General features: G+C 63.5%; 23 protein-coding genes and 1 pseudogene. 17 read left to right on the forward strand and 7 right to left on the reverse strand.

The window, feature by feature from the left end; translation table 11 throughout:
• Positions 1 to 73: 73 nt before the first annotated feature.
• The 3 genes from ACREYQ_RS30790 to ACREYQ_RS30800 form a co-directional block, all read right to left on the reverse strand.
• Complete coding sequence (locus ACREYQ_RS30790; RefSeq protein WP_195429136.1) at positions 74 to 772, reverse strand: haloacid dehalogenase type II; 699 nt, start codon at positions 770 to 772, stop codon at positions 74 to 76.
• Positions 773 to 854: 82 nt separating this feature from the next.
• Complete coding sequence (locus ACREYQ_RS30795) at positions 855 to 1,433, reverse strand: carboxymuconolactone decarboxylase family protein (protein WP_195429139.1); 579 nt, start codon at positions 1,431 to 1,433, stop codon at positions 855 to 857.
• Between the two features lie 62 nt (positions 1,434 to 1,495).
• Positions 1,496 to 2,068, reverse strand: a complete 573-nt coding sequence (locus ACREYQ_RS30800) for a TetR/AcrR family transcriptional regulator (protein WP_195429142.1) — start codon at positions 2,066 to 2,068, stop codon at positions 1,496 to 1,498.
• 234 nt (positions 2,069 to 2,302) lie between these two features.
• Between ACREYQ_RS30800 and ACREYQ_RS30805 the strand changes: the two genes are divergently transcribed.
• Entirely contained in the window at positions 2,303 to 2,638 is a 336-nt protein-coding gene (locus ACREYQ_RS30805) for a hypothetical protein (protein WP_195429144.1), read from the forward strand.
• Between the two features lie 96 nt (positions 2,639 to 2,734).
• A complete protein-coding gene (copK, locus tag ACREYQ_RS30810; protein ID WP_195429147.1) occupies positions 2,735 to 3,025 on the forward strand; it encodes a periplasmic Cu(I)/Cu(II)-binding protein CopK in 291 nt (96 codons plus the stop codon).
• Here copK and ACREYQ_RS30815 read toward each other — a convergent pair.
• From ACREYQ_RS30815 to ACREYQ_RS30825, 3 genes are all read right to left on the reverse strand, one after another.
• Positions 3,022 to 3,837, reverse strand: a complete 816-nt coding sequence (locus ACREYQ_RS30815; protein WP_432262707.1) for a YiiX/YebB-like N1pC/P60 family cysteine hydrolase — start codon at positions 3,835 to 3,837, stop codon at positions 3,022 to 3,024. The two genes, copK and ACREYQ_RS30815, sit on opposite strands and share 4 nt — an antisense overlap.
• A 314-nt stretch (positions 3,838 to 4,151) precedes the next feature.
• Positions 4,152 to 4,814 (reverse strand): NrsF family protein, encoded by a 663-nt coding sequence (locus ACREYQ_RS30820; protein ID WP_432262708.1) that lies wholly within the window; start codon positions 4,812 to 4,814, stop codon positions 4,152 to 4,154.
• Entirely contained in the window at positions 4,811 to 5,470 is a 660-nt protein-coding gene (locus ACREYQ_RS30825; protein WP_432262709.1) for a sigma-70 family RNA polymerase sigma factor, read from the reverse strand. Before ACREYQ_RS30825 ends, ACREYQ_RS30820 begins: the two co-directional genes overlap by 4 nt.
• A gap of 133 nt (positions 5,471 to 5,603) precedes the next feature.
• Here ACREYQ_RS30825 and bufA1 point away from each other — a divergent pair, with 133 nt between their 5' ends.
• From bufA1 to ACREYQ_RS30900, 15 genes are all read left to right on the forward strand, one after another.
• Positions 5,604 to 5,927, forward strand: a complete 324-nt coding sequence (gene bufA1, locus ACREYQ_RS30830; RefSeq protein WP_195429227.1) for a BufA1 family periplasmic bufferin-type metallophore — start codon at positions 5,604 to 5,606, stop codon at positions 5,925 to 5,927.
• Positions 5,928 to 5,939: 12 nt separating this feature from the next.
• The gene (gene bufB / locus ACREYQ_RS30835) at positions 5,940 to 6,830 is read left to right on the forward strand and encodes an MNIO family bufferin maturase (protein ID WP_195429153.1); all 891 of its coding nucleotides are present in this window, start codon (positions 5,940 to 5,942) and stop codon (positions 6,828 to 6,830) included.
• Positions 6,802 to 7,593 carry an HvfC/BufC family peptide modification chaperone gene (locus ACREYQ_RS30840; protein WP_432262710.1) on the forward strand — a complete coding sequence of 264 codons (792 nt, stop codon included), beginning with the start codon at positions 6,802 to 6,804 and terminating at the stop codon, positions 7,591 to 7,593. Before bufB ends, ACREYQ_RS30840 begins: the two co-directional genes overlap by 29 nt.
• A 16-nt stretch (positions 7,594 to 7,609) precedes the next feature.
• The gene (locus tag ACREYQ_RS30845; protein WP_195429157.1) at positions 7,610 to 8,080 is read left to right on the forward strand and encodes a DoxX family protein; all 471 of its coding nucleotides are present in this window, start codon (positions 7,610 to 7,612) and stop codon (positions 8,078 to 8,080) included.
• Between the two features lie 59 nt (positions 8,081 to 8,139).
• Positions 8,140 to 9,222 carry an inorganic phosphate transporter gene (locus ACREYQ_RS30850; protein WP_432262711.1) on the forward strand — a complete coding sequence of 361 codons (1,083 nt, stop codon included), beginning with the start codon at positions 8,140 to 8,142 and terminating at the stop codon, positions 9,220 to 9,222.
• Positions 9,223 to 9,294: 72 nt separating this feature from the next.
• Entirely contained in the window at positions 9,295 to 10,434 is a 1,140-nt protein-coding gene (locus ACREYQ_RS30855) for a methyltransferase domain-containing protein (protein WP_432262712.1), read from the forward strand.
• A gap of 18 nt (positions 10,435 to 10,452) precedes the next feature.
• Positions 10,453 to 11,070: a carboxymuconolactone decarboxylase family protein gene (locus tag ACREYQ_RS30860; RefSeq protein WP_432262713.1), complete on the forward strand. Its 618-nt coding sequence runs from the start codon at positions 10,453 to 10,455 to the stop codon at positions 11,068 to 11,070.
• A complete protein-coding gene (gene arsS / locus ACREYQ_RS30865; protein ID WP_195429164.1) occupies positions 11,070 to 12,035 on the forward strand; it encodes an arsenosugar biosynthesis radical SAM (seleno)protein ArsS in 966 nt (321 codons plus the stop codon). Before ACREYQ_RS30860 ends, arsS begins: the two co-directional genes overlap by 1 nt.
• A gap of 22 nt (positions 12,036 to 12,057) precedes the next feature.
• Entirely contained in the window at positions 12,058 to 14,229 is a 2,172-nt protein-coding gene (locus tag ACREYQ_RS30870; protein WP_432263078.1) for an FAD-dependent oxidoreductase, read from the forward strand.
• Positions 14,226 to 14,951: a TVP38/TMEM64 family protein gene (locus tag ACREYQ_RS30875; protein ID WP_195429166.1), complete on the forward strand. Its 726-nt coding sequence runs from the start codon at positions 14,226 to 14,228 to the stop codon at positions 14,949 to 14,951. The genes ACREYQ_RS30870 and ACREYQ_RS30875 overlap by 4 nt, the downstream gene beginning before the upstream one ends.
• Positions 14,951 to 15,661 carry a TIGR04283 family arsenosugar biosynthesis glycosyltransferase gene (locus ACREYQ_RS30880; RefSeq protein ID WP_432262714.1) on the forward strand — a complete coding sequence of 237 codons (711 nt, stop codon included), beginning with the start codon at positions 14,951 to 14,953 and terminating at the stop codon, positions 15,659 to 15,661. The genes ACREYQ_RS30875 and ACREYQ_RS30880 overlap by 1 nt, the downstream gene beginning before the upstream one ends.
• Complete coding sequence (locus ACREYQ_RS30885) at positions 15,637 to 16,287, forward strand: TIGR04282 family arsenosugar biosynthesis glycosyltransferase (RefSeq protein ID WP_432262715.1); 651 nt, start codon at positions 15,637 to 15,639, stop codon at positions 16,285 to 16,287. The genes ACREYQ_RS30880 and ACREYQ_RS30885 overlap by 25 nt, the downstream gene beginning before the upstream one ends.
• 5 nt (positions 16,288 to 16,292) lie before the next feature.
• Positions 16,293 to 17,144 (forward strand): S-methyl-5'-thioadenosine phosphorylase, encoded by an 852-nt coding sequence (gene mtnP / locus ACREYQ_RS30890; RefSeq protein ID WP_195429181.1) that lies wholly within the window; start codon positions 16,293 to 16,295, stop codon positions 17,142 to 17,144.
• Positions 17,145 to 17,244: 100 nt separating this feature from the next.
• The gene (locus ACREYQ_RS30895; protein ID WP_195429191.1) at positions 17,245 to 18,606 is read left to right on the forward strand and encodes a radical SAM protein; all 1,362 of its coding nucleotides are present in this window, start codon (positions 17,245 to 17,247) and stop codon (positions 18,604 to 18,606) included.
• A gap of 84 nt (positions 18,607 to 18,690) precedes the next feature.
• The gene (locus tag ACREYQ_RS30900) at positions 18,691 to 19,416 is read left to right on the forward strand and encodes a DUF547 domain-containing protein (protein WP_432262716.1); all 726 of its coding nucleotides are present in this window, start codon (positions 18,691 to 18,693) and stop codon (positions 19,414 to 19,416) included.
• Positions 19,417 to 19,593: 177 nt separating this feature from the next.
• Here the strand turns inward: ACREYQ_RS30900 and ACREYQ_RS30905 are convergent.
• Positions 19,594 to 19,806 (reverse strand): annotated as a pseudogene (locus tag ACREYQ_RS30905) (solute carrier family 23 protein); the annotation flags it as partial.
• Positions 19,807 to 19,999: the final 193 nt, after the last annotated feature.

Consider the following 19,999-nt stretch of genomic DNA (forward strand, 5'->3'; position numbering starts at 1 on the left):
TTCGCAGGCAAACAGTGTGCGGATCGCTAGCCCGCAGGGATTCGGCGCACAGCACAGCTCGCAGAGGGCACGGTTATCCGTTGACGGCGACAGTCTGGCGCAAATGAGCCAACAACTCGCCCAGGGTTGCCCCGATCCTGTCGGGCACCGCATCGAGGCGTTCAATGGCGCCCTGTTGGCGATTGACCCAGAATGTCTTGAAGCCGAACCACGCCGCCCCGCTCACGTCCCAGCCGTTCGACGACACAAAGGTGATCCGACCTGCCGGAAGGCCGAACGCTTCGCACGCCAACGCGTAAACCGCTGGGTCCGGCTTATATTTTCTGATCCGGTCGACGCTCAGGACGTGAGTGAATAGCCCCTCCATCCCGGCACTGCGCACTGCGCCTTCCAGCATCGCCGGGCTGCCGTTTGACAGAATCGCCAAGTCGCCGCCCAGTTGCCTGATGGATTGCAGCGCAGCGAGATTCTCCGGAAACGGGGCGAGGTGCAGGTAGGCGTCCATCAGCCCCTTCCGTTGCGGTTCCGAGCGAGGGAGTCCCAATTGCTCGGCGGCGTGCTCCAAGGCGGCTTCGGTGATTGTCCAGAAGTCGGCGTACCGATCCGCAATGGTCCGCAGGAAGGAATACTCAAGCTGCTTCGCCCGCCAGGCCTGCGACAGCGCGCGGCCGTGGCCAGGATAGAGGGCCTCGGCTGCCGCTGCGACCGAGTGTACGTCGAAGAGTGTGCCGTAAGCGTCAAAAGCCACGGCAAATCGGGCGGAGGATTCCATGCGGTCGTCCCTTGGCTGCGGTTATCGGAATCGTCGGTGAGAGGCGGGGCCTTTCACGGAAAAGGTGACAGCCCCGCTGACCTCATTTGCGCGGAAGCTCCCACGCATGCCCCTCGAACCGCGGGTCCACCTTGGTGTGGAACACGTGATTGGCGTAATTGCTGAGCGTCTTGACCCCAATCGCAAGAATGATCTCGAGCACGTGCCGTTCGCCGTATCCGGCCGCAAGGAAGGCTTGTACGTTCTGTTCGGTGGGCCGGCCGCGCGACTCGACCATCAACCGTGTGAAGGTCGCCAACGCGCGCATTTTCGGATCGTCGATCGGCTGGTCCTCGCGCAGGGCGGCAATGGCCTGCGCCGGCGTTTTGGAAACGGCCTCGGCAATCATGCTGTGGGCTGCCATGCAATAGTCGCACTCGTTGACCCGGCTGATCGCGAGAAACACCACCTCCTGCTCGGCTGGCGTAAGGCCCGACTCCTTGCGGAACAGGTTGTAGCCGAACAGGTAGGTCTCGAGCAAGCCGGGCGCATTGGCCATCCCGGCGTACATATTGGGAATCATGCCGACTTGCTTGAGGGCCGTGTCGAGGGCTTCCTTGGTCCGACCTTGGGCGGTCTCAATGGACTGGGCGGGCAGGGAAAGATGTGCAACGTTCTCCATGATGTTCTCCTTATGACGGAAGGAATTTGGATCAATTGGTACAGAAAAGAGAAAAAAAGAGTCTAGGCTTCGAGTTTCGACAGCAGCGCTTCAACGGTTGGTTTCAATGCCCTGGCGCCAAAGCCGGCCTTGGCGAGTACGCGCAGACCCGCAATACCGCTGACAAGGGCGATGGCTTCCGCTTTGGGCTCAATGCCGGCGCGAATTTCGCCCCGCGCCTGCCCGGCGCGAAGCGCCGATTCGAAGACATGTGCCATATGGATGAAGCCCTCCTGCACAATGGTGGCGATTTCCGGGTCGTGTGGTGCCACCTCGACGGCTGAATTGACCAGCAGGCATCCCTTGCCTGCATCGTTATCGCTGGCGATCGAAGTCAGTAGCGTCCGTAAGCTCTTGAGCGCGGGTTGGCGCTGCAGGCCTGTCGCCAATTGCGCGGCGCGCTCCGTGCTGTATTGCCGCAAGGCCGCCATGAAGACTTCCCGCTTGCTGCCGAAAGTGTTGTACAGGGAAGACTTGGCAAGCCCCATCTCGGCCGTCAGGTCGCTGGTCGACACGGCGTGGTAGCCATGTCGCCAGATCGCTTCGATCGCCGCCGACAGTGCCTCGGATTTGTCAAATTCAATTGTGCGTGCCATGTGCGTTTCCCTTTCTGGACCGATCGTACCACAATAGCCTCTTTCACGGAGCCGCATCCCGCACGGGCGTCCATATTCCGAGAAGCCGGCCTGCCGCGCCGTTGCCGCGCTGCAGCTCTCTGCGGATGCGGGGGCATGTAACCTTTTCGCGCTTGCCGACGAATCTTCTGGTACTGGCTTCCCACGTAGTGGTTCGACTCGGGAACCGGATCCCTCATGGAAGGAGGTGCGAACATGGCCAAGAATCTATTGCTCCTCGTCGTGGCGGCCGCCGCCGCCCTGGGCACAGCGGCGACGTACGCGGCCACCACGCGCGATGTATACACGGATGGCAGCAGCATCATGGGGCCGCGTGATCCGTACACCGATGGCGGGAAGGCCGGGAAATTCGATGTCTATTCGGCTGGCGCCAGGGTGGGCGACAAGCGTGATCCGTTCACGGACGGTGCCAAGAGCGGCAGGTTTGACCCCTATACGGATGGCACCCGTGCGTTGACGCCAGATCGCGTCGCCAGCGCGCTCGACAACGCGCGTACCGGCGACGGTACGCTCTATGGCTATCGCGTCTGAGTTGCCAGGCGCAGCCGGGCTGCGCGCCCACTTGTCGGGGCCGAGTGTCTCAGGGCACTCGGCGCAGGCAAGCTTTGTCTGACGAAGGAGCATGCCATGTACAACAAGCACAACAAGCTCGCACTTGCCGCGCTCACCGCCGTCGTTTCGCTGTCTTCGACCGCGGCCGACATGAGTGACATCGTGAAATCCTATGCGCTCAAGGACGGCTCGACCGTCTACATCTTCAAGGATGGGAAGATGGGGGTGGAGAATCCGTTCGGCCGCGTGGTGAGCGTGAAGGAAGGTCAGGTGCTGGAGGCGAAAGACGGCACGAAGATCACCATGAAGGGCAATGAAGTATTTCGCCTCGACAAGGCATTGAACGCCGATCGGCGGGGGCACTAATTGGTGCATCGCGTTGAAAGTGGGCAGGGCGTTGGCGCGCGAACTGCGGGAAGCGCTTCCGCCGGACCTGGCTGCGCCCCGGAAGGCCACTCGGTCCACGCCAAGTTCTTGTAATCGAGGTGTTGCGGCGCTCCAGGATTGATAACCTGAAAATATGGTGACACGTCGAAATCGCGCGGTACGAACAGACTGTGGTGGCGGACATGGAAGATCTCCTTGACGCAGGCGCGGCACATGGGGTCATCGACCATCTGTCGCGTGATGACCGGCAAGATCGGATATCGCACGGATTGGAAGGCCTGTGCGATCAGCGTCGAGCAAATCGCCTGGGTAGGATCCCCACTTCCCAAGGCCAGCATTCTTCGCCTCCAATGCGACGGGACCGGCGGAGTGGGGATCAGGTAACGCGCCAGATCGACGACGTTCTTCAGGTCATAGCCCTCCCCGAGGCGGGCGATCGCGTAGTCGATCACGCGCATCATCGCGTCCGCCGGCGTGATTGCGAAGGGTCGGCAAATCCGTGCGTGCAATCCGCCGAACTCGGAAATTGGCACGCCGCGCACCCCCGCGACGGCGTCGGCGTCGATAAATACCAGGGGCTCGTCGTTGCGATTGCGGCCCAGGTCCCGGCCGACAAAGAGCGCCGCATGTGACCACGTCGACTGCGTCAGGTACTTGATCGCGGTACTGATGCGTCGGTTTCCCTCCACAAGCAGGACATCACACGGCTGGAGCAAACGGGCCAACAGATTGAGGTCGGTGGGCGGGTGTAGGGGGCTCGCGAGGTGCCCGTCAGATAGCGCGCGAGCCATGTTCCAACCACCTGGAGAGGCGTTCTCATTTCGATCTCCGAGAGTGTTGCAACGATGCGAAGCTGACCCTTCACCGGTGCAAGCGGATCAGTATTGCGGCTCTGGCAGTCGCGTTGCCCGGCTCTGCTGCCTGCGGCAATCGTGAGTTCCTCAAAGTCGCGCAGCAGAACCACAGCTCGGGACGTGCTTCGCGACCCGAGCCTGGAAGTCCTGTCCGAAGCTGCCATCGCGCTGGATCAGAAGTTGATGGGCGACTGACCGAGACGCGCGGGTAAGTCTCTGGCGATCGGTTTGCTGCGGCGCGCCCGTGCCTCTCACTGGCGCAAGTGCGGCGCCACCCAGTTGAACAGTCGATCTCCATACCGGCCGCTGACGCCCACAAACAGCAGCGCCACGCCGAAGTTCCACATCAGAATCATGGCCGTGGCGTCGAGCGGGTGAAGGATGGACAGCGCGGTCGCCGTCATGGCGGCAACCGCGAGGCTGCCGCACATTGCCACCGGCGCCGGGGAGAGCCGTGCCACATACCGTAGCATGATCAGCAAGGCAAACGACAGCGGCACGCTGACTATCATCAGCGTGGCGAAGCAACTGGCCGTCTCGCCGAGCGAGATGCCGGCCGGCCCGATTTGGACCCAATTTGTCAGGCAACCGTAGCTGACCGTGGCGAACCAGGCCAAGAACGCTGGCACCGGCAGCAGCAGCCATCGCCGGGAGCGCCCGGGGACGCTGGCCATGAACGCTGCCACGGCGGCCAGAACGGCGGTCAACATCGCTGCGGCCACGCCGGTGACAAAGACCGGCTGCGCCAGCTTCGTTGCCAGATCGGGGCGCAGACCATGATGGGACGCGGCCAACGCCAGAATCAAGGCGGCCAGCAGCAGCCAGCCTGCTGCCCGCACCATCGGCGGGCGCAAGCGCCGCAACGGCGCCGCGTCGGCCACCAGCGAGTCGATCAGATTAGGGGTGGTTCTCACGAATGATTACCTTGCGATTCGAACAATTTGCGCAGCGCTTTCAAGGCACGATGCGTGGCAACCTTCAGCGCGGCAACCGACATGCCGCTGGCGGCGGCGGCCTCTTTCAGCGACATTTCCTCCAGCTTGAGCATCCGCAACGCTTCGCGCTGTCCGGCCGGCAGCCGGTCGACGGCGTCCCGCACCGCGCGCGCATCCACAGCCTCTTCTTGTAAGTTCGCTGCAGAGGGCCAAAAGGTTTCCTGCTCTGTGTCAAGTTCGGTTTCATGCGAGCCGATGCGTCCGCGCCGGCGCAGTTCGTCGACGATGCGCCGGTTGGCAATGGCAACCAGCCACGGCCCAAACGGACGTGCCGGATCATAAGTGTGGCGGACTGCGTGTACCGTCATCAGCACGTCCTGCACCGTGTCCTCGATGTCGCTGCGGTTGCGGACCTGGCGTGCCGCCAGCGCCCGCACGTAGGGGGTGATGGCTTCGAGTAAATGCCGGTAGGCCTCGCGGTCGCCGCGTTGCGCGCGGGCCATTGCAACGGACCAGTCCGCCGTGCCGTCAGCCCGGCGGGCCATTGGCGCGCCAGGGGGGGCAGCGTACGCCGAGTCCGGCGTATCCCTCACGGAACTCGGTTTGCCGTCATGTCGGTGCGTTGGGGAAGACATGGCTGAATTCTGCGTCATGGGGGACCGTTTGTCGCGCAAAAAAATTTCGGGAGAGACGTAACCTTTGGTCGCGTACGGCCGAATATCCTGACACGGCCCCGGATTCGGGCCGCAACACTCAGGAGAATGCATGATGAGCAAGCATATGTTGGCCGCTTCGACCTTGTCGTCCGCCCTCGGGCTCGCCCTTGCTATGGCGGCCACGCCGGGCCTTGCGCAGCAGCCCATGAAGGACATGAGTGGGATGCCGCAGATCGTCAAGGACAACATGGCGAGGATGGATAAGGGCAAGCTGGAAAAGTGCTATGGGATCAATGCCGTAGCCAAGAATGACTGCGCCGAAGGCGCGCATTCCTGTGCGGGACAAGCGACCAAGGCGCGCGATACGAAATCATTCGTGCTGCTGCCGGCCGGCGACTGCGGCAAGATCCAGGGCGGCAACGTCAAAGCCGTCTGATCGAGCAGAACGATGGATGCCCCGTCTGTTGCACTGCAACGCGGGCCCAGCCCGATCCCAGCGCGAGCCGGGGTCGGACTGCGCTTCCGGCACCACCAGGTGGTGGCGGAGGAGCGCCCCGCGGTCGCTTGGTTTGAGGTGCATACCGAGAACTATATGGGCGGCGGCAGCGCTCCCGGTTACCTGGACGCCATTCGACGCGATTATCCGATCTCGCTGCACGGCGTTGGCCTGTCGCTGGGCAGTGCCCAGGGGCTGGACATGACCCACCTTGCGCGCGTGCGCGAGGTGGTTGCGCGGATCGAACCGGGCTTGGTCTCCGAGCATCTGTCCTGGAGCGTGGCCGGCGGAACCTATCTCGCGGATCTCTTGCCGCTGCCAATGACCGAGGAAGCGCTGGCCATCGTGTGCCGGCACGTCGACCAGACCCAGACCTATCTGAAGCGCCACATCCTGGTCGAGAACCCATCGACGTACTTGCGCTTTGCTCACTCGACCATTCCCGAGTGGGAATTCCTGGCCGAGGTCGCACGCCGCACCGGGTGCGGCATACTGTGCGACGTCAACAATATCTATGTCAGCGCCAGCAACCACGGCTGGGACGCCACGACGTATCTGGCTGCGCTACCGCCAGCGGCGATCAGTGAGATTCATCTGGCCGGCCATAGCGTGCGGCAACTCGAGCAGGGGCGAACCCTTCGCATCGACGATCACGGCTCGCGCGTCGCGCCCGCGGTATGGGCTTTGTACGAGGAAGCGCTCCAACGCTTCGGACCGGTGCCGACGCTGATCGAATGGGACACCGACGTACCTGCGCTCGACATCCTGATGGAAGAGGCGGCTATCGCCGAAACGGCTCTGGAGAGGCAACAGCATGCATCCGCATCCCCCTACGCTGCTTGAGTTGCAGCGCGCCGTCGGCCAGGGTCTGCTGCATGAGGGCGGCGGCGACCTGCTCGCGTTCGTGGTAGAAGACGGGCTGGCGCCGCAGGCGCGGCTTGGCATCTACCGGAACACCGCTATTGCCACACTGGTGACGGCGCTACGCCTGTCCTATCCAGCCATCCACGCCTTGGTTGGCCCCGAGTTCTTCGAAGGTGCGGCCCGACTGTTCATGGAGGACTCCCCTCCAAGCAGCGCTTGGCTGGACCAGTATGGCGAGGTCTTTCCGGAGTTCCTGGCGGCGATGCCGCAGGCCGCCTCGCTGACCTATCTAGCAGACACGGCCCGGCTCGAATGGGCGGTCAATACCGTGCTACACGCGCCCGACGTGAAGCCGCTCGACTTGGCTCGCCTCGCGCAACTAGAGGAAGCCAAACGGGAGGATGTGTGCTTCGCGCCGCATCTAGCCGTGCGACTGTTGCAATCTGACTTCCCGATCGACGCGATCTGGCGGGCTGTGCTAAGCCGTGATGATGGTGCGATGGAGGCCATCGACCTGACCGCCGGCCCGGTCTGGCTGCTCGTCCATCGGACCCCGTCCGGCGTCGAAGTCGACCGCCTGAGCGCCTGGCAGTGGCGCTTCGCGGCAGCCCTGTTCGCGGGGCGTCCGTTACATGCTGCGCTGCAGGAAACCCCTTCGTCCGAGACGCACGCCTGGCTTGCCACGCTGCTGGCATCTGGATGCTTCACCGCCATCAGCCTGTCCGGGCGGCCATTCGACTAACCATGGAGCCTTTGTCATGCGCAATCTCACACATTCCACTGGTTCATCCATGACGCTGGTCGAGCGCGCGCGGCGCGTGCTGGCATGGCTCGATCGCTTTCCCTACACCGTCCTCGCCATTCCCCTGCGACTCGCGGTCGCCACGGTATTCTGGAACTCGGCCATGGCCAAGCTCGCCAACTGGGAGTCGGCCCTGGAACTCTTCCGGGAAGACTACAACGTCCCGCTGATCCCGCCCGAGCCAGCCGCCTACTTGGCCGTCTCGATCGAGCTGACCGCGCCAGTCTTACTCATGGTGGGCTTGGCGACTCGCCCCGTGGCACTGGTGCTACTGGGCATGACGACGGTGATCCAGGTGTTCGTCTATCCGCAGGCGTGGCCCACGCATATCCAGTGGGCGGCCATGCTGCTGGTCCTGCTGACACGCGGCCCGGGGAAGCTGTCGATCGACTGGCTGATTCACCGGCGCACCCTCGGCGCTGACTGACACGGCGTCCATCGCTTCAGCGTCCTATCGGGCTGGCAGCGATGCGAAAGAGACTCTCGATGACGATCACACTCATTGCGGCCGTTGTGCTCCTGCTCGCCTGGGCAAACGGCGCGAACGATGTCTCGAAGGGCATTGCCAGCCTGGTGGGCGGAGGCGTTACGCAGGCCCGCCGTGCGCTTTGGTGGGGCACGTTGTGGACGGTGATGGGCGGGCTGACGGCTGTCGTGCTTGGCGCTGCCATGGTCCACACCTTCAGCAGCGGGCTGTTACGGCCCGAGACGCATCTGAGCCTTGGCTTCCTGCTCGCCGCATTGTGTGGCGCGGTGGTCTGGGTGCTCGGTGCCACGCGCTTCGGCTTGCCCGTATCGACGACGCACGCATTGCTGGGCGGGCTGGTCGGCGCGACGCTCGCCGCCACCGGCCCGCAGGGCCTCCTGGCGCGCTCGCTACTGGGCAAGATCGCGCTGCCATTGCTGGTAAGCCCACTGGTCGCCATTTTGCTATGCAGCGGGGTGCTATGGCTTGCCCATCGCCTGGTTCGGCAGGTACCCATCCGGCGAGCGGACTGCTGTAGCGAAGCCGAATGGCGCGCCGATCCCTTCCTTTGCGCCACACCCGCAAGCCGTCCCACGCCACCGCGCGTACGCCGGCGGTGGGCAGCCTTGCACTGGATGAGCGCGGCGGCGATTAGCTTTGCCCGGGCGCTCAATGATGTACCCAAGATCGCGGCCGTGCTGATCATGGGCCTTGCCCTGTCGCCGGGAGCGCCGCCCGGCTTGCCGATGGCGGGTGCAGCCGGGGCGATCATTGCCGTTACCGTGGCAATGGGCCTGGGTGGATTATGGGGTGGACGCAAGGTGCTCCATGTGCTCGCGCATCGGGTGGCGCCGCTCGATGCCTACACGGGGCTGGTCGCCAATCTGTGCACCTCGTCGCTGGTCTTGCTGGCCTCGCCGCTCGGCCTGCCGGTGTCCACGACCCACGTGAGCACCGGCGCCCTATTGGGGGTCCGCTGGAACACCGGTCAGCAGCCAGCGGGGGGAGACGCACTCAAAGGCGTGCTTTACGGCTGGCTGGTCACTTTCCCCGTCGCCGGCCTGATTTCGGCAGGCGCCGTGGCGCTGTCGCGCCTAACGTAGGGCCCGGGCGATTTCCCGGTAAGGCAAGCACAACGACGGGCCCAAGGCGGGCAACTTGGAGAGGAAGCAACCATGTCGATGCAAGACGCAGTGTACGAACGCTATAGCGAGGGTGTCCGGGCCACCGAACCCCAGCTATGTTGTCCGGTCAGCTACGATCCCCGCTATCTGGCGGCAATCCCACCCGAGATCCTCGACAAGGATTATGGCTGCGGCGACCCCTCGCGCTACGTGCGGCCCGGCGACACCGTGCTCGATCTCGGCTCGGGCGGGGGCAAGATTTGCTACATCGCCGCGCAGATCGTCGGCGAGGGTGGCCAAGTGATCGGCGTGGATATGAACGACGCCATGCTGGCGCTCGCGCGCAAGTACCAGCCACACATGGCACAGCAACTGGGCGGCGACAGGGTGCGTTTCCTCAAGGGGAAGATCCAGGAGCTGGCGTTGGATGTCGCTGCCATGGACACCTGGCTCGCCCGCAACCCGGTCCATGACACGCGCGGACTGACCGCGCTTCAAGCCTGGCAAGCCGAGCAGAAGCGTCAGGCGCCGCTGGTGCCTGACGACTCGGTGGACCTGGTGATTTCGAACTGCGTCCTCAATCTGGTGGACGAGCACGAGAAGCAGGCCGTCGCGCGGGAGATTTTCCGGGTACTCAGGCCTCATGGCCGGGTGGCAATTTCCGATATCGTTGCCGATGAGCCGGTGCCCGCAGCACTGAAGAGCGACCCGCAGCTTTGGAGCGGCTGCATCTCCGGCGCGTTCACCGAAACCGCGTTCCTGCAAGCGTTCGTGCAGGCGGGCTTTGTCGCCGTGGGGATCGACACATGGGCGCCTACGCCGTGGCAGGTCGTCCATGGCATCGAGTTCCGCGCGGTCACCCTGGTGGCGCAAAAGCCGTCGAGCCAACCATGTATCGACAAGGGGCACGCGGTCCTCTACCGCGGTCCGTTCGCCTCGGTGACTGACGACGAAGGCCACCTGTTTCCCCGCGGCGAGCGTATGGCGGTGTGTGAGCGGACCTATCAGCTCCTTATGCAGGGTGACTACCGGACGCATTTCATCGGCATCGAACCGGTCAGCGAGCAGGCCGGCAAGCCGTACTGTGCGCCGCCTGGCACTCACCGACCCGCATCGGAAAGCAAGCGGGCGGTGCATTTTCCTGCTGACCAGCGCGCCACCAGCTGCGATCCCAGTACGGGATGCTGCTGACGCGATGAGGCTTGTGCCATGTCCATGATCCCAACGCCAGATGACGCGACCTATCCATGGTACGTGCGCCTGATCTTGTGGCTGCAACGCAGGAAATATGGCGCCGAACTCGAGCCGGCCAGGTTGTGGGGCCGCTCCCCGAGAGTATTTCTCGCGTTGACAGGGCTCTATCGCGCGCTCGACCGGGTGTCTTCCCCCATTGAACCTGCGCTGCGCTCGCTGATCACGGTGCGGGTCTCGCAAATCAACTGGTGCGAGTTCTGCGTCGATCTCAACTCCGCGACATCGCTGGAGCGCAGCGTGGAAGCGGCCAAACTCTCGGAACTGGCCGACTTCGACCAGTCCCCGCGCTACAGCGCTCGCGAAAAAGCGGCCCTGCGCTATGCCGAGACCGTCACCATCACCGGCCGCCGCGTGGACGCCGCCCGGATGAGTGAACTCAAGGCGCATTTCAGCGACGACGCCATCATCGAACTCACCGCGCTGATCGCTTTCCAGAATTTGTCGAGCAAGTTCAACGCGGCGCTGCACGTTCCGGCCCAAGGGTTCTGCCGGATGCCGCCGGGTCCAGCGGACGATGCGGCCAGACAGGCGTCGCAAAGATCGCCAAGTTGCGATCCCACGGAGAAGTGCTAATGCATGCCATCTTCCCTTTACTACGGACGACCGACTTCCCGGCGATACGACGCAGGGCATTGGAGACGCTGCAAGTCAACCTGGGCTATCGCTGCAACCAGACTTGCGTGCATTGCCACGTCAACGCTGGACCGAACCGCATCGAAATGATGGACAGTGCCACCGTCGATCTGGTACTAGAGGTGCTGCGCACCCGCAGGCTCTCGACTCTCGATCTCACCGGCGGCGCCCCGGAACTCAACCCGCACTTCCGCCGACTTGTGGCGGGCGCGAGAGCGCTTGGTGCGCGCGTCATCGATCGCTGCAACCTCACCATCCTGTTCGAGCCGGGGCAGGAAGATCTCGCGGAATTTCTTGCCGCTGAACGCGTGGAAGTCGTTGCCTCCCTTCCGTGCTATTCGGCGGACAACGTCGACCGTCAGCGGGGCGCCGGCACGTTTGACAAGAGCGTATCGGCGCTACGGCACCTCAACGGCCTCGGCTATGGCCAGCCTGACACCGGCCTCGCGCTGCATCTCGTGTATAACCCGCAAGGCCCGGTTTTGCCGCCCAATCAGGAGAGGCTCGAGGCGGACTATAAGCGTGAGTTGTACGTGCATTTCGGCATTGTTTTTAACCAGCTCTTTGCGCTCGCGAATATGCCGATCCAGCGCTTTGGCAGCACGTTGGTCTCAAAGGGGCAGTTCGCGGACTACATGCGCCTGCTGAAAGACAATTTCAGCGCCGCCAATCTTGACGGCCTGATGTGCCGCAGCCTTGTCAGCGTTGACTGGCAAGGCTATCTCCACGACTGCGATTTCAACCAGATGTTGGGCCTGCCGCTGAAGCTCGGCGTTTCGTCTCGGGCTCACTTGCGCGATCTGCTGAGCGCAGAATTGATCGGTCGGCCTATCGTCGTGGCCGATCATTGCTACGGCTGCACCGCAGGTCAGGGCAGCAGTTGCGGTGGTGCGTTGGCCGCCTGAGCCGGAATCCGTGAAACAAACAATGCGGCTCAACTGGTCCTTGATCATTCTGTTGGTGGCAGCCGTGCTGGGCTCGGCTTACTTCGTCCTGGACGTGGGCCAGTATTTGCACCTGGATTACCTGCGGGCGAGCCGCACTGTTTGGCAGGCTTATCGCGCCGACCATCCAGTGGCCTCAATGGCGGCCTATTTCTTGGCCTACGTGGCCGTGGCCGCGTTGTCGCTGCCCGGCGCCACGGTCATGACGCTGGCCGGCGGCGCGATCTTCGGCCTGGTTGGCGGCACGCTGCTGGTGTCGTTTGCGTCGAGCCTCGGCGCCACCCTGGCCTTTCTCGCCTCCCGGCACGTTTTGCGCGACGCGTTGCAACGTCGCTGCGGGGATCGGCTTGCCGCAATCAACGCCGGTATTGCAAGGGATGGCGCCTTGTACCTGTTCTCGCTGCGGCTGATCCCGGTCGTTCCCTTCTTTCTCATCAATGTTGCGGCCGGCGTCACGCCGATCAGGACGCGTACCTTCTATTGGGTCAGCCAGGCCGGCATGCTCGCGGGCACGGTGGTGCGGGTGAACGCCGGCGTGCAGCTCGGCTCCATCGAGCACCTCCCGGATATGCTTTCTCCGGGCTTATTGGGAACGTTCGTGCTGCTAGGCCTCCTTCCGCTGATGGTGAGAAAGGTGGTAGCAGCGGCCGGACTGCGACGCGTCCACGCCCGCTGGCCGAAGCCCCGGCGGTTCGACCGCAATCTGGTCGTCATCGGCGCCGGGGCAGCCGGACTCGTGACGGCCTATCTTGCGGCGGCGCTGAAAGCGAAAGTCACACTCGTCGAAGGCGGCAAGATGGGCGGCGACTGCCTGAATTCCGGGTGCGTACCTTCCAAGGCCCTGCTGCGCTCAGCGCGTTTCGTCAAGCAAGCAAAGCATGCAGCCGCCTTGGGCATGGCCAGCGCCGAGATCAGTTTTGACTTTGCCGAGGTGATGGCGCGTGTGCATCGGGTGATTGCAACGGTGGCCCCGCACGATTCGGCCGAGCGGTACGCCAAGCTCGGGGTGGAAGTCATCCAGGGGCGAGCCACCATTACATCGCCCTGGACCGTCGAGGTCAACGGCCGGACGCTCGCTACCCGCGCCATCGTCATCGCGGCCGGGGCCGAGCCCTTGGTGCCGCCGATCCCGGGGCTGGAGGCGGCCGGCTATTACACCACCGAGACGATTTGGTCCCTCCGTGCGCTACCCCGACGGCTGGTTGTGCTGGGCGGGGGCCCGGTGGGCTGCGAGCTCGCGCAAGCTTTCGCCCGCTTTGGGGCGGAAGTCACGCTGGTGCAGCGGTCGCCGCGACTCCTCGTCCGTGAGGACACAGAGGCCTCCGCACTGATCGCGGCAGCGCTGGCGGCGGACGGTGTGCGGATTCTAGTTTCGCACCGCGCGGTGCGCTGTGACCAAGTCGGTGGTCTCAAGCAGTTGATCGTCAGTCGCGGTGAACAGGAAACGGGTCTGGAGTTTGACGCTCTGTTGTGCGCAGTCGGGCGTCGCCCACGCACTGCGGGTTATGGCCTGGAGGCGTTGGGTATCCCCCTGACACCGGCCCACGCCATCGAGACCAACGCCTATTTGCAGACGCTCCACCCGAACATTTACGCCTGTGGCGATGTCGCGGGACCGTTTCAGTTCACCCACGCTGCGGCCCATCAGGCGTGGTACGCGACGGTCAACGCGCTGTTTGGTGGGGTGAAGCATTTCAGGGCCGACTACACAGTCATGCCATGGTGCACCTTTACCGATCCGGAGGTGGCCCGTGTGGGGCGGAGCGAGCGGGACTGCAAAGAGCAAGGCATTCCCTATGAAGTGACCCGCTATGACCTGGGCGAGCTGGATCGCGCGATCACCGACGAGTGCGCCCGAGGCTTCGTCAAGGTTCTGACCGTGGCGGGGCGGGACAGGATCCTCGGGGTCACAATTGTCGGAGACCATGCCGGAGACCTGCTTGCAGAGTACGTGCTGGCGATGAAGCACGGCTTGGGACTCAATAAGATCCTTGCTACCGTCCACACCTATCCGACGCTGGCCGAGGCCAACAAGTACGCGGCCGGCGCGTGGAAACAAGCGCACGCCCCGCAACAGGTGTTGAGATGGCTCGCGCGGTTTCATGCCTGGCGGCGCGGTGGCGTAGCAGCAATGCGCGGGGAGCCTGGAAAATGAAGGCATCCGGAACCGCCTCCCCGAAAGTCAACCGTACCCGTGTCCTGATCGTGGTGACAGTCGTCGCGCTGCTGGCGGCATATGTAGGCTTCGATCTCGGCCGTTACCTGAATCTGTCACAGCTCAAAGCGGGTCAGGCGGCTTGGCAAGCCTACTACGCGGCGCATCCGGCGGTGGCGATGTCGGGCTATTTCCTGCTCTATGTCGCTGTCACCGCGCTCTCCCTGCCCGGCGCCGCGATCATGACGCTGGCCGGTGGCGCAATCTTCGGTCTGTGGGGCGGCACCCTGCTCGTGTCGTTCGCCTCGACCATCGGCGCCACCCTGGCATTTCTCGCCTCGCGCTATGTATTTCGCGACGCGGTGCAACACCGCTTCGGTGATCGACTTGCCGCAATCAATGCCGGCCTCGCGAAGGACGGCGCATTCTATCTGTTCGCGCTCCGGCTGGTTCCATTGGTACCGTTCTTCACGATCAACTTGGCCATGGGGCTGACACCGATCAAGACCAGCACGTTCTACTGGGTCAGCCAAGTCGGCATGCTCGCCGGCACGGTGGTCTATGTGAACGCCGGAACCCAGTTGGCGGGGATCAGCAGCATCGCCGATATCCTGTCACCAGCGCTGCTCGGCTCGTTCGCCTTGATTGGGGCGCTGCCAGTTGCCGGGCGGGGTGCCGTGCGACTTCTTCGGACACGTCACTACTTTCGGGGAGAACGCTAATGCGCCTGTCGATCGTGATCCCGACCTGGAACGAAGCCGAGCACATTGAAGACGCCCTTGCCGCGCTGCAGTCGCTGCGCCGCAAGGGCGTGGAAATCATTGTCGTAGACGCAGACAGCGCGGACGGCACGGCTGGCCTGGCAGGACCGTTGGCTGATCGGGTCATGATCACTGCCCGCGGGCGGGCGCGCCAGATGAATGCTGGCGCCACTGCAGCCCGTGGAGAGTTGCTGATTTTCCTCCATGCCGACACACGCTTGCCGGCCGATGCTGACCAGGCTGTCCGCGCCGTCATGCAATCGGGACAACGGCTGTGGGGTAGGTTCGATGCCAGCATAGCGGGAAGGCTGCGGCTCCTTCGCGTTGTCGCGGCCTCGATGAACCTTCGCTCGCGGCTCACCGGCATCGCCACCGGGGACCAGGCGATGTTCATGCGGCGCGAGACCTTCTTTGCTGTCGGTGGTTTTCCCGATCTGCCGCTGATGGAAGACATTGTGCTGTCGGCCCGCTTGAAGCGCCTCGGGTCGCCGGCGTGTCTACGTGCGCGCGTGGTCACGTCCGGGCGGCGATGGGAGCGGCGCGGACTCTGGAGAACGATCTTGCTGATGTGGTGGCTGCGCCTGCAGTTCTTTTTTGGATGCAGCGCCGCAGCACTGGCGCAACACTATGAAGCCACGGAGCACGCATGCGCCCCTCCCATTGCGAAGTGATTGTCTTTGCCAAAGCGCCGGAGCCGGGGTATGCCAAGACCCGCCTGATTCCCGCATTGGGCGAGAATGGCGCCGCGGCGCTGGCCGAGCGGCTGCTTCGGCATACCCTTGCCTCGGCCTATGCGGCCGAAATTGGTCCGGTGGAGCTTTGCTGTACGCCGGATACGGGGCATCCGGCATTCCAGGCCTGTGCGCGAGAATTTAAGGCGACGCTGTCGCGTCAATGCGACGGCGACCTCGGTCAGAGAATGGCCACGGCGGCCTGCCGGGCCTTGGCGCGTGCCGGTAGCGTGCTCATCATCGGCACCGACTGCCCCGCGCTGGAGCCAACGCAGATCAATGCTGCGGCGAGAATCCTGAACGCCGGAAATGATGCGGTGCTCGTTCCCGCCACCGATGGCGGATACGTCCTGCTGGGTCTGCGACGCCTTGATGCCCATCTGTTCTCGGCAATACGCTGGAGCACCGACACCGTCATGACTGAAACACGCAAGCGCCTGACTGCGCTTGGCTGGCGGTGGGCGGAACTGCCTGCACTGCCGGACGTTGACGAGCCAGCCGATCTGCAACATGTCCCCATCGCGCTGTTGTCAGCAGCGCCGAACTCGCGTACCGACGAGGAGTAGTCACCATGCTAGGCATTATTGGCGGAACCGGAATCTATGCCATCGACGGGCTCAGCGTGATCAACGAGCACCTGGTCGACACGCCATTTGGCGCGCCATCGGCGCCTGTGCTCCATGGCCGTCTTGGCGCCACGGAGGTCATGTTCCTGCCCCGCCATGGTAGGCAACATGAACTGCTTCCGCACGAGGTCAACTACCGTGCCAATATCTACGCCTTGAAGGCACTCGGGGTCCGCCAGATCATTGGCCTGTCCGCCGTCGGTAGCCTGCGCCAGGAGATTGCGCCCGGCGACTTCACCATCCCGACCCAATATGTGGACTGGGTGCGCGGCAACCGCGCCAAGACCTTTTTCGGGGACGGGCTGGCCGCGCACGTTTCCTCGGCCGAGCCCACTTGTAGCCGGCTCGCCTCGACACTCGAAGCGACCATCAGGGATCTGCGACTGCCCGCGCATGCCAAAGTGACTTACGGCTGTGTCGACGGCCCGCGTCTGGGCACACGCGCCGAGAGCCATTTCCTGCGCAATGCGATGGCCTGCGATGTCGTGGGCATGACGAACGTGCCGGAAGTCTTCCTCGCCAGAGAGGCCCAAATCTGCTACTGCACCTTGGGTATCGTCACCGACTATGACTGCTGGCTGGAGGATCCCGCGCAACATGTCACCGTGGCGGCGGTGATCGCCCGCTATGGGGCGAGTGTCGGCAGGGCCAAGCAGATTTTGACCCAGATCCTGTCGACAGGCTTGCCCGACCACGACGCTTGTTCCTGTCGCCACGCGCTATGCGATGCGGTACTTACCCCGGAGGGGGCCGTTCCCGCAGAAAAGCGGGCGCTGCTGCAACTCTTGCGGGCCTAGTATGACCGGAGAGGTTCCGAATGTGTCGAAATCCGCGCCGCGGTGCGGCAGCGTCCGGGGGAAGGGGAACGCGAGCGGATTGCGCCAAGGGAGATGCGTCATGCCATACATGTCCAGAGCGGAAATCGATGCGCACGGCGCTGAGCCGTGGCCGCCATCTCCCGCCGACGCCTTGGCGCGCGCGCGGGCCGTGATGGCCAAACAAGGGCTCGCGCAACCTAACCAGCAGATGGGTCAGCGATGGCCGATCGGCTGCGTCGCGCTGGAGATCACGCAGCGCTGCAATCTGGACTGCACGCTGTGCTACCTCTCCGAAAACTCGGAGGCGGTCAAGGATATCCCCCTCGACCAGGTGATGGCCCGAGTGGAGAGCATCTTCAACGCCTATGGGATAAACACCGACGTCCAGGTCACCGGCGGTGAGCCGACCTTACGCAAGCGCGACGAGCTGCTCGCCATCGTGCGCAGGATCCATGCGTTGGGCATGCGTGCCACGCTGATGACCAATGGCATTCGGGCGACCCGGGCCCTACTTGGCGAATTAGCGGCCGCCGGGCTGGCGGACGTCGCCTTCCATGTCGATACCACCCAGCAAAGACGGGGTTACCAGACGGAAGCTGACTTGAATGCTCTTCGCCAGCGCTATCTGGAGCGAGCCGCCGGACTGCCCCTGTCGGTGATGTTCAACACGACGGTTCATGACGGAAACTTCGACGAGATTCCGGCCGTCGTCGCGTATTTTCGGGGTCAGGCGGGGAGAATCCGCACGGCGTCGTTCCAGTTGCAGGCTGACATCGGCCGGGGTGTGCAAGGTGCGCGGGGCCAGGCAATTACCCCCGAAACCGCCGCAGCCCAGATTGAGCGCGGGGCGGGGACGCCGCTCCAGTTCTCGGCCTCCCTGATCGGGCATCCTTCCTGTAGTCGCTATGGGATGTGCCTGGCGGCGAACGGTAACCTCTACAATGCGTTTGACGACTTGCAACTTGTGGCTGCCCTGCAGCGCGCTACGGCTGGTGTCGTGTTTGACCGAACCCGCCCCACCGCGACCGCTCGCCGGCTGGCGTATTGGCTATGCGGACACCCCGTCTTTTGGGCGCCGGTCATGCGGTGGCTGACGCGAAAGGCCTGGGCAATGCGGGAGGACCTCGTCAGGAGTCGGGGCCGCGTGCACACCCTCTCATTCGTCATCCACAATTTTATGGATGCGTCGAAACTGGAAGCGGACCGGATTGAAGCCTGCGCGTTCAAGGTCATTACCGCCGACGGCCCTATGTCCATGTGCTTGCACAATGCCAGGCGCGACGCCTTCATTCTGCGGCCCATCCGATTTCATCGCGGCACGTCGTCGCTGTCTTGGAACCCACTGACCGGCACCGAGACAAGCGAGGCCGCTGCGAGCAACGGGGATACATGTCAACCGCGCTCGCAACCGGTCGCCCCGACGCTCACTTCAATAGCGTGAAGATTGCCCTCAAGCTCTGCTATGTACCCCAGGATACCGCGCAATTCACTCCTCGTCGTTTGCATGACGCTAACGGCGGCTTGGGTGGGGCCAGTCGCCGCGCAGGCCGGAGAGTCTGACCCCGACGTGTACTGGGCGCGCGTACTGCACCGGTACGTGAATGATCATGGACAGGTGGATTTCTGCGGACTGGCCAAGAACCCGGCCGATTTGCGCGCTTACGTCGACTATCTCGGGCGCGTGAGTCCGCAGAACATGCCGGCAGCGTTCCCGACGCGCAGTGCGGTGCTTGCCTACTACATCAATTCCTATAACGCGCTCGCGATGTACAACGTCCTCGTCTCCGGCATGCCAAAGGAGTTGGGATGGCTAATGCGGCTCCGGTTCTTCGGGGGCAGGCGCTTTACGATCGGTGGAAAGGCCATGACGCTCTACACTTATGAAAACAGCGTGATCCGTCCCATGGGGGATGAACGTGTCCATTTTGCGCTGAACTGCATGGTGATCGGCTGTCCTCGCCTGCCCAATCAGCCATTCTCTGGCGAACATCTTGACGCCCAACTTGAGGAGGCCGCACGGCGTTTCTTCAACGAGCCGCGGAACCTTCAAGTCGATCTGGTGGGAGGCACCGTCCGAGTCTCGTCGATCCTCAGTTTCTACAAGGACGACTTTCTGAAGCGGAGCCCCACGTTGCTTGCCTACATCAACCGCTATGCGCCGCTGACGCTTCCTGCAGGCATGGAAATCGAGTTCATTTCCTACGACTGGACGATCAACACTCAAGGTCGCAGTTGTCAGTCTATCAATTGACGTCCCCGCCCACGTCGCGACGGGTGTGGCGTGACTCGGCGCTCAAATCTGTGTCGACCCCCATTCATGACTGCACGACCGGGGCCTGAGGATCGCTGCCAGCATAGCAGGCATTGGCGAACACCAAGTAGAGGGTCGGCCGGGATTCGTGAATATCTGAAGCTTCAGATATTTACGAATACCGGCCGACCCTCGATCCGCGTTAATCAAGAGCGCAATCTGTTCCTTGGGCAGCTTGAGTGCGGCGCCCATGATCAGCGGCACGGCTACCGCGCCGGCGTACATGACGAGAACGTGTTGCAGGCCAAGCGCGAAGAGCTTGCCGCCCGGCAGCCTCTGATCGACGGGGTGAACGCCGGTCACGGTCACCGTCGCGTTTGAACTAGCCATGCCTGTCTCCTCTCCCTCAATGGGTCTTGGCGCCGAGGGCAAACTAGGGCGCGCTCAGGGTGCGCCCCGCGTCAGTCATTTGCGTCAGCTTAACGATGGGCATGTCGCGATTGCCCGCCGTCTCAGCCAGCTTGGCTGCTTGTGCGCTGATCTGTTCATTGCTTTGCAGCCCCCCATTTCTGCGATTGCACGA

The sequence above is a fragment of the Cupriavidus sp. TMH.W2 genome, assembly GCF_050847365.1.
Classification (GTDB): Bacteria; Pseudomonadota; Gammaproteobacteria; order Burkholderiales; family Burkholderiaceae; genus Cupriavidus.